The sequence below is a fragment of the Rhizobacter sp. OV335 genome (assembly GCF_900142965.1).
Taxonomy (GTDB): domain Bacteria; phylum Pseudomonadota; class Gammaproteobacteria; order Burkholderiales; family Burkholderiaceae_C; genus Rhizobacter.
In genome coordinates this window covers 332,523-341,316 of record NZ_FRCQ01000004.1, presented here as the reverse complement: position 1 = coordinate 341,316, position 8,794 = coordinate 332,523, and the positions used below count along the sequence as shown (strand labels likewise).

Annotated in this window: 5 protein-coding genes; 3 read left to right on the top strand and 2 right to left on the bottom strand. The window is 70.8% G+C overall.

All coding sequences use genetic code 11. The features are described from left to right. Nucleotides 1-253: 253 nt before the first annotated feature. The gene (locus BUE42_RS06780) at nt 254-2,839 is read right to left on the bottom strand and encodes a winged helix-turn-helix domain-containing protein (RefSeq protein WP_159445379.1); all 2,586 of its coding nucleotides are present in this window, start codon (nt 2,837-2,839) and stop codon (nt 254-256) included. A gap of 247 nt (nt 2,840-3,086) precedes the next feature. Here BUE42_RS06780 and BUE42_RS06775 point away from each other — a divergent pair, with 247 nt between their 5' ends. Continuing rightward, complete coding sequence (locus BUE42_RS06775; RefSeq protein WP_200798911.1) at nt 3,087-5,870, top strand: YncE family protein; 2,784 nt, start codon at nt 3,087-3,089, stop codon at nt 5,868-5,870. Nucleotides 5,871-5,879: 9 nt separating this feature from the next. On the opposite strand, the gene BUE42_RS06770 is transcribed toward BUE42_RS06775, so the two are convergent. Further along, nucleotides 5,880-6,428 carry a carboxymuconolactone decarboxylase family protein gene (locus BUE42_RS06770; protein WP_073463843.1) on the bottom strand — a complete coding sequence of 183 codons (549 nt, stop codon included), beginning with the start codon at nt 6,426-6,428 and terminating at the stop codon, nt 5,880-5,882. Nucleotides 6,429-6,571: 143 nt separating this feature from the next. Between BUE42_RS06770 and BUE42_RS06765 the strand changes: the two genes are divergently transcribed. Together BUE42_RS06765 and BUE42_RS06760 are read left to right on the top strand one after the other, a co-directional pair. Beyond that, entirely contained in the window at nt 6,572-7,444 is an 873-nt protein-coding gene (locus BUE42_RS06765; protein WP_073463842.1) for an AraC family transcriptional regulator, read from the top strand. After that, the gene (locus tag BUE42_RS06760; RefSeq protein WP_083613931.1) at nt 7,437-8,792 is read left to right on the top strand and encodes an alpha/beta hydrolase family protein; all 1,356 of its coding nucleotides are present in this window, start codon (nt 7,437-7,439) and stop codon (nt 8,790-8,792) included. Before BUE42_RS06765 ends, BUE42_RS06760 begins: the two co-directional genes overlap by 8 nt. The last annotated feature ends 2 nt before the right edge of the window (nt 8,793-8,794 follow it).

The following is an 8,794-nucleotide window of genomic DNA, read 5'->3' as shown; positions in this document are numbered from 1 at the left end:
TGGGCTGGGGGCGATTTCTGGGGCGACGGAGAAGATCGGCTTTGGGGATGGCGCGCGCCAGCGCGCTTCGTAGACATACTCATCGGCACTGTTTGACCACAACGAACGAAGTGAGTGGCGGGAGTTTGCCGATGCATCCCCAAAGCCGATCTTCTTCGTGGAGTCGGCCCCCGGGCCGACCGCCCCGGCATGAGCACCCAGCCCAGCCCATCCCCTCACCCGCCGCGACGCGTGGCGCCGCGCCGCGCACAAGCTACACCAGACGCAGCGCCCGAGCCCGTACCAACGCGCCGACCCGCGTGCCGACACCCAGCTTCGCGAAGATGTTCTTCACATGCCACTTCACGGTGGTCATCGAGATCTGTGCCCGCGCGCTGATCTGCTGGTTGCTCAAGCCCTGCGCCAGCAGCGCCAGCACCTCCAGCTCGCGCGCGGTCAGCGCATCCACCGCATGCGCGGGCCGGGGCTCGCTGCGCCCGAGCGCGGCACCGAAGACGCGCAGCACGTGCTCTGGCATCAGGCGGCGCATCGTCGGCACCTGCAGCGCGGCCACCAGCACCTCGTGGAAGCGCGGGTTGTCGTCGAACCAGCTGCGCGACGGCGCATGGCCGCGCGCACGCAGCAGCGATGTGTGCAGGCATTGCAGCGCTTCGTCGCGCGCGCCGGTCTCCCACAGGTTGCTGGCCAGCGCCGCCTCGATCGCATGCAGCCGCAGCACGTGCCCTGCGGCCTCGGCACTGCCGCGCAGCACCTGCAGCACGCCGCGTGCTTCATCGTGCCGCTGCGCATGCGAGAGCAGCGCGGCCTGCGCCATGCCGCGCCGCTCCCAGGCCTCGTCATAGGGTCGCATGGCCTGCCATTCGGTCGCGTCGGCGATGCCGAATTCTGCCGCGCAGTCGCGTGCCCGCACCGGCTCGCCCTGCGCCAGCCACAGCCGCACCTTGTCGAATCCCACCTGCGCCGCAAAGCGCCGCTCGTGGCTGCCGCCGAGCACGCCGTGCAGGTAGTCGAGCAGCCGCATCGCGGCCTCGGGTTCGCGCTCGGCGGCATGCACGCGGGCGAGCGTGCGCGCGGCGGCCACCAGCGTCTCGTAGGTGCCGCCGGCCTCGACCAGCGGCAGCAGCTCTTCGCACAGTGCACGCGCTTCGGCCAGCCGGTTGGTCTCGTAGCGCAGCACCGCGAGCGCGGTCGCCGCATTCGCCCACGCCGCATTGCGCGGGCCGTTGCGCGTGCCGGCCCACAGCGTTTCCACGCGGCGCGCGGCCGATCCGAAATCGCCCTTCGCCCGCTCCACCATCGCCAGCACGCTGCTCGCGTAGCCCTCGCCGTACGGGGTGATCGGCTGCAGGATCTCGCGGGCGCGCATCGCGAGCCGCCACGCGGCATCGAAGCGGTGCGCGCAGAACAGCGCATACGCGCGGTTGACCAACTGCAGCCCGCGCAGCTGGGCATCGCCATCGCTCTCGTCGGCCGCCGGCATCTCGACGCCGAGCGCCGCATGCTCGCCGAGCATCGCCTGCAGGATCTGCTGCAGCGTGCGCAGGTGGAAGCCGAACGGCGCGCCCTCGTGCGTCGCAGGGTCCGCGGCCAGGTGGCGCAGCATCGCACGCGCTTCGTCGAAACGGCGGCACAGCACCAGGCAGGTGGTGAAGGTCACGCCCAGCGCCGGCCGGGCCAGCAGTTGCTGGGGTGGCAGCCGCTCGCACCAGCGCACCACCTCGGCGATGTCGCCCGATTGCTGCCAGCGTGCGGCGGCGCGCTCCATCAGCTCGGCGCACCACGCCGGCTCGCCGGACTGGAAGGCATGGGTGAGCGCTTCGGCGAAGCGCAACTGCGCGGCATGCCAATGGCTGGCGCGTGCGTGCAAGGCGCGCTGGCGTGCCGGGTCGGCGGCGAGCCGGCTGCGCAGGAAACCGAGGAACAGCGGGTGGTAGCGGAAGGCGAGGCCGTGGCTGTCCTGCGCGGTGACGAACAGCTGGCTGCGCTCCAGCTTCTCGAGCACCGCCTGCGAGCCGTCGCGGCCGAGCAGCGCATCGCACAGCTCGGCCGTCATCACCTCGACCACGCTGGTCGAGACCAGGAACTCCTGCAGCGCGGCATCCTGCTCGTTCAGCACCTCGCGCTGCAGGTAGGCGGCGATGTCGACATGGCCGCCGTCGAAGTCGCCGTGGTCACCGTGCACGAGCAGGCCGAGCTTGACGCCCGCTGTCCAGCCTTGCGTGATCTCCAGCAATCGCTCGGCGTGTTCGCGGCTCAGCGGCTCGGGCACCAGCTTGCGGCCGAGTTGCGTGACCTGGCCGATGTCGAACGCGAGGTCACCCCCATCGAGCACTTCCAGCTGATCGCGCAGCCGCCACGTGGGCAGGTTCAGGCCGGGCATGCAGCGACCCGACAGCACCCAGTGCACTCCAGGCGCGCACGATGCCAGCAGCGTGTCGAGCAGCGCGAGGCAGGGCGCGTCCTGCGCGTGCTGCACGTCGTCGATCATGATCAGCAGGTCGCCGCTGCGCTGTGCGAGCAGCGTCTGCAGGGTCTGCACCGCGCCGTCGGCGCCTGTCGCCGATGGGGGCTGCACGCCGGCTGCTGCCACGCTGGCCAGCAGCCGCGTCGCCAGCGCCTGCGGGCTCGGCACCGGCCCGTCCAGCGTCAACCAGGCCACCGTGCGCCGTTGCCGCCGATTGCGGAACCACTGCGTCAGCAGCGTCGTCTTGCCGGAGCCGGCCGGCGCGGCCACCAGCACCAGCCGCAGTTTCGACGCGGCATCGAGCCGCGCCATCAAGGCGGGTCGCGAGACGCTGGAAGGCGCCAGCAGCGGGGGCTCGATCGTCGTTTCTGACATCGCGGCGGCCGGGGAGGGTGAACCCCTGGAGGGAGGGCGCGCGAGTGTAGCGCCCCCTCCCGGCGGAGGGGGCGCGGCGGAAAGGCGCTCCGTACGATCGTGCGGCGAGCCACCGTCGAGGCAGCCCGCCATCCAACAAAGAATCAAGGAGACACACATGCAAGCGCATCCCATGCCGGGCCGAGGCAGGCCGCGGCTCACCCTGTCGATGTTGTTGTCGTCGTTGCGGTCCCTGACGGGCCTCGTGATGGCCCTGTTGCTGATGCCGCTTGCGGCGCACGCGCAGGCACCGTCGTTCATGCAGTTCGAGAGCGGCCCGGTGCGGCCGATGGCGATGTCGCCCGACCGCAGCCGGCTGTTCGTCGCGAACACGCCCAACGACACGCTCGATGTCTTCAACATCGCCGGCGCCACGCCGCAGCTCGTCGCGCGCGTGCCGGTGGGGCTGGAGCCGGTGTCGGTGGCGGTGCGCGGCAACACCGAGGTGTGGGTGGTGAACCACCTGTCCGACAGCGTCAGCATCGTCGACCTGGCCGGCACGCCGCGCGTCGTGCGCACGCTGCTGGTGGGCGACGAGCCGCGCGACATCGTGTTCGCCGGCAACCCGGAGCGCGCCTTCATCACCACCGCGCATCGCGGGCAGCAGCGCAGCGACCCGTCGCTGGCCGCCGTGCCTGGTGCCGGCGACCCGCAGCTCACGACGCCCGGCATCGGCCGCGCCGACGTGTGGGTCTTCAACCCGGCGAGCCTGGGCAGCGCGTTCGGCGGCCTGCCGCTGCGCATCATGAGCTTCTTCAGCGACACGCCGCGCGCGCTGGCGGTGAGCCCCGACCGCAGCACCGTCTACGTCGCGGCCTTCAAGTCGGGCAACCAGACCACCACGCTGCTGGCCGGAATGATCTGCGGCGGCTTCAACCCGAACCTGCCGTGCCTGGGTCCGAACTTCAAGATCGTTCCCGGCGGCAACCCCGGCCCGAAGACCAACTTCGAAGGGAAGCAGGCGCCCGAGGTCGGCCTGATCGTCAAGTTCAACAAGGCTGCCGGGCGCTGGGAAGACGAGCTGCACCGCAACTGGAACAACGCGGTGCAGTTCCGCCTGCCCGACCGCGACGTGTTCGCCGTCGATGCCAACACGCTGGCGCAGAAGACCAGCTGGTCGGGTGTCGGCACGGTGCTGTTCAACATGGTCACCAACCCGGTCAGCGGCGCGGTCTACGTGTCGAACACCGAGGCGATCAACGAGGCCCGCTTCGAGGGGCCGGGCACCTACGCCGGCCACACGGTGCAGGGCAAGCTGGCGCAGACGCGCGTCACCGTGCTGTCGGGCGCGAACGTCTCGCCACGCCACCTCAACAAGCACATCGACTATTCGAAGCTGCCGGGCAACCCCGGCTTCGACTGGACGATGAAGAACCATTCGCTGGCGATGCCGCTCGACATGGTGGTCACCGGCGACGGCCGCACGCTGTACGTGGCGGCCTTCGGCTCCAGCCGCATCGGCGTGTTCGATACCGCCGCGCTCGAGAGCGACAGCTTCGATCCGCGCAGCGCCAGCGCGCGCTACATCGAACTGGCCGGCGGCGGCCCGAGCGGGCTGGTGCTCGACGAGGCGCGCGGCCGCCTCTACGTCACCACCCGCTTCGACAACGCGGTCAAGGTGGTCGACCTGGCGTCGCGCGCCACGCTGTCGTCGGTCGCGATGAAGAACCCCGAGCCGGCGTCGGTGACGGCCGGGCGGCCGTTCCTGTACGACGCGCGCCGCTTCTCGGCCAACGGCGAGGCCTCGTGCGCGAGCTGCCACACCTTCGGCGATGCCGACGACCTGGCCTGGGACCTCGGCAACCCCGACGACCGCGTCACCAACAACCCGATCACGAAGAACCTGGCGTCGCCGCTGGAGATCACGCTCGGCAAGCTGCTGTTCGGCGTCAAGTCGCCGGTCAACGGCAGCGACAACGCCAACGAGTTCCACCCGATGAAGGGGCCGATGACGACGCAGACGCTGCGCGGCATGCGCAACTCGGGTGCGATGCACTGGCGTGGCGACCGCGCCACCGGGCTGTTCGGCAGCAGCGGCACCGACAGCGTGCTGTCGTTCAAGAACTTCGCGGTGGCCTTCGAGGGCCTCCTGGGTGGCACCGCGCCGCTGAGCGAGGCCGAGATGCAGACCTTCGCCGACTTCCAGCTCCCGGTGATGCTGCCGCCGAACCCGATCCGCAAGCTCGACAACACGCTGACCGCATCGCAGCAGCGCGGGCGCAGCTTCTACAGCGGCACGCGGCCGTCGGACGGCATCGACATCGGCGCGCTGGGCGGGCTGGTGCCGAACCAGACGGCGTTCACCTGCGAGGGTTGCCACCGGCTCGACCCGGCCAGCGGCTTCTTCGGCACCGGCGGGCGCGCGAGCTTCGAGGGCATCACGCAGATCGTGAAGATCCCGCACCTGCGCAACATGTACCAGAAGGTCGGCATGTTCGGCTCGCCGCGGGTGGAGTTCTTCGGCGCGCCCGACACCGGCTTCCTGGGCGACCAGGTGCGCGGCTTCGGCTTCGTCAACGACGGCTCGGTGGACACGCTGTTCCGCTTCTTCACCGCCAAGGTGTTCAACCCGCAGCTCACGGTCGGCTTCCCGATCGTGGACCCGGATGCGACGCGGCGCGATGTGGTCGATTTCATGATGGCCTTCGACAGCGACCTCGCGCCGATCGTCGGCCAGCAGGTCACGCTGACCAGCACCAATGCAGCGGCGGTGGCGGGCCGCATCAACCTGCTGCTGCAGCGCGCGGCCACGCCGTTCACGTCGAAGGAGCTGGGCGGCGCGACCACCGAATGCAGCCTGGTCGTGCGGATCGTGGAAGGCGGCGTGTCGCGCGGGCTGCTCTACAAGCCGGCGGTGCAGGCCTTCGTCGCGTCCGACGGCAGCCAGCGCAGCGATGCGGCCGTGCGGGCGCTGGCCACCGTGCCGGGACAGGAGGTGACCTACACCTGCACGCCGCCGGGGTCGGGGGCGCGCATCGCGTACGACTCCTGAGCGAGGACGTCAGGCGGCCCGGCGGCTCAGCTTGACCGCCGGGAAATCGACCGGCACCGCGAGCGCCACGTTCAGGTAGTTGGTGAACAGGTTCAGCGCGACGTGGGCAATGATCTCGACGATCTGTTCGTCGTCGAAGCCCGCACCGCGCAGCGCCTGCACGTCGGCATCGCCGACCTGGCCGCGGTCGTTGACCAGCTTCAGCGCGAAGCGCAGCGCGACGGCCGTCTTCGGATCGGCAGATTCGCCGTCTTGCGCCGCCACCATCTCGTCGGCGCTGGCACCTGCCTTGCGCCCCAGTGCCGTGTGGGCCGCCAGGCAGTACTCGCAAGCATTGCGGTCGGCCACCGCCACGGCGATCTGCTCACCCAGCTTGGCCGGGAGCACGCCGGCGCCCAATGCGCCGAAGCTGCCCCACAAGCTCTTCAGCGCAGCAGGGGAGTTGGCGACGGCGCGGAACATCGCCGGTGTGGCGCCGAGGGCACCGTGGATCTGGTCGAGCAGCTGCTTGCGCTCGCCGTCGGTGCTTGCGGGAGCGATCAGTTGGACGCGGGACATGGTGGGTCTCCTTGAGAGGTCGAGAAGTTGGTTGGGAGGGTGATCGGCAGCTGCTGGTCGCCAGTGTGCGTCGCGAAGCCGTACCATTGGGCACCTATCGTCCCGATGACATGCCTGATCGTCCAGGGCTTCGCATCCTCCGCATGAACCATCCCGACCCGGCTCCGATCGACCGCCTCTCCGGCCTGCTGGAGCGGTTCAAGGTGCGTGCGCGGCTGTTCCACAGCGGCCCGCTGTGCGGCACCACGCATTTCCCGGCCGAGCCGGGCCGCGGCTTCCTGCACGTGATGCGGCGCGGCGAGATGGAGCTGCGCCATGGCGCGAAGACGCTGCTGCCGCGGCGCATCGTCGTCGCCGAGCCGACGCTGCTGTTCTACCCGCGGCCGCTGTCGCACGCGTTCCGCAATCCGCCGCAGGACGGCTCTGATTTCGTGTGCGCCGAGCTGGAGTTCGATGGCGGCGAGCGCAACCCGCTGGTGCGCGCGTTGCCGCCGCTGATCGTGCTGCCCTTGTCGCGCGTCGAGGGGCTGGCGCCGGCGCTCGCGCTGCTGTTCGGCGAGGCGGAGCGGCTGCGCTGCGGGCAGCGCCTGCTGGCCGATCGCTTGTTCGAGGTGGTGCTGATCCAGCTGCTGCGCTGGCTGATCGACCACCCGGCCGAGGCCGGCATGCCGCAGGGGCTGCTGACGGGGCTGTCCGATCCGCGGCTGGCGCGTGCGCTGGTGGCGCTGCACGACACGCCCGGCGCGCCGTGGAGCCTGGCGACGATGGCGGCTGAAGCCGGCATGTCGCGCAGTGCGTTCGCCGTCGCCTTCAAGACCGTGGTCGGCCAGCCGCCGGCCGCGTACCTCGCCGACTGGCGGCTCAGCCTGACGCAGTCGCAGCTGCGCCAGGGCCGCTCGGTCAAGGCCATCGCCGACGAACTGGGCTATGCCAACGCGTCGGCGTTGTCGCGCCTGTTCAGCCAGCGTGTGGGCCACTCACCGCGTCAATGGCTGGAGCAGAACCAGGATGGCTGAACGAACAATCCACTTGGTGCGCGCGTGGGTGGCGATGGCCGCGCTCGCGCTGTGCGGCCTCGGCGTGTCGCCGGCTTCGCAGGCGGCAGAGGAGCTGGCGCTGGATTGCGGTGTCGGCACGTACCGGCTCGACGATGGGTCCAGCCTCGATGTCGGCCCGTCGGCGGGCAGCTCGCTGCGCTGGCGGCGGCCCGACGGAACGAGCGGTGCGTTCTCGACCACCGGCCCGGAGGCCGGCGTGAGTTCGCTCGGGTGGACGAAGCGGCCGGACGGCCAGCGTGTGCGCATCGACTGCGCGAAGGCGCAGATCGACGTCGACGGCGTGCGTGGCCGGCGGCTGGCGCTCGCGACGACCGAGGTGCGTTTCACGAGCGACGGCACGACGCTCGCGGGCCGCCTGGTGATGCCCGAGGGCGACGGGCCGGTGCCGGTCGTCGTGCTGCTGCAGGGCTCGGAGCACGACTCGGCGATGCGCTTCGATTCGATGCAGCGGCGATTCCCCGCGGCGGGTGTCGGCGCCTTCGTGTTCGACAAGCGCGGCACCGGGGCGTCCGGCGGTCGCTACTCGCAGGACTTCGATCAGCTGGCGCGCGACGCGGTCGCGGCGCTGCAGGAAGCCCGTCGGCTGGTCGGCACGCGCGTCGCGAGGATCGGATTCCACGGGCCGAGCCAGGGCGGTTGGATCGCACCGCTCGCGGCAAGGATCGCGCCGGTCGATTTCATCATCGTCGGCTTCGGGCTGGCGGTGTCGGTGCTGGACGAGGATCGCGAAGCGGTCGCGATGAACATCGCCGCAGCGGGGCATGGGCCGCAGGCGATGGCCGGTGCGATGGCGCTGGTGGACGCATGCGGTGCGCTGGCCGTGAACCCGGCGCCGCAGGTGTTCGAGCGCTTCGCGCGCGTGCGGCAGCGCTTTGCAGGCGAGCCGTGGTTCAAGGACGTGCGCGGGGATTTCTGCTACCTGCTGCTGGGCCTGAAGACCCAGGAGGAGTTCGCGGAATTCGCGCAGCACCTGAATGCCGGCACGCCGTGGCTGTTCGATCCGCTGGCGACGATCGGGGCGGTGACGGCTCCGCAGTTGTGGATCCTCGCGCAGGACGACCTCGAGGCACCCGCCGCGGAGACAGCACGCCGCCTCGCGGTGCTGCGCATGGCCGGTCGCCCGATCGCGACGGCGGTGTTCCCGTGGACGGAGCACGGCATCTACGAGTACGAGACGGCCGCCGACGGCAGCCGCCTGTCGACCCGCCAGCCGGACGGCTACCTGCGGATGATGGTCGACTTCGCGTTCGGGCCGGTGCTGAAGCCGGTGTATGGCACGGCGGCGCTCGCGCGGCCGCATCGGTAGAC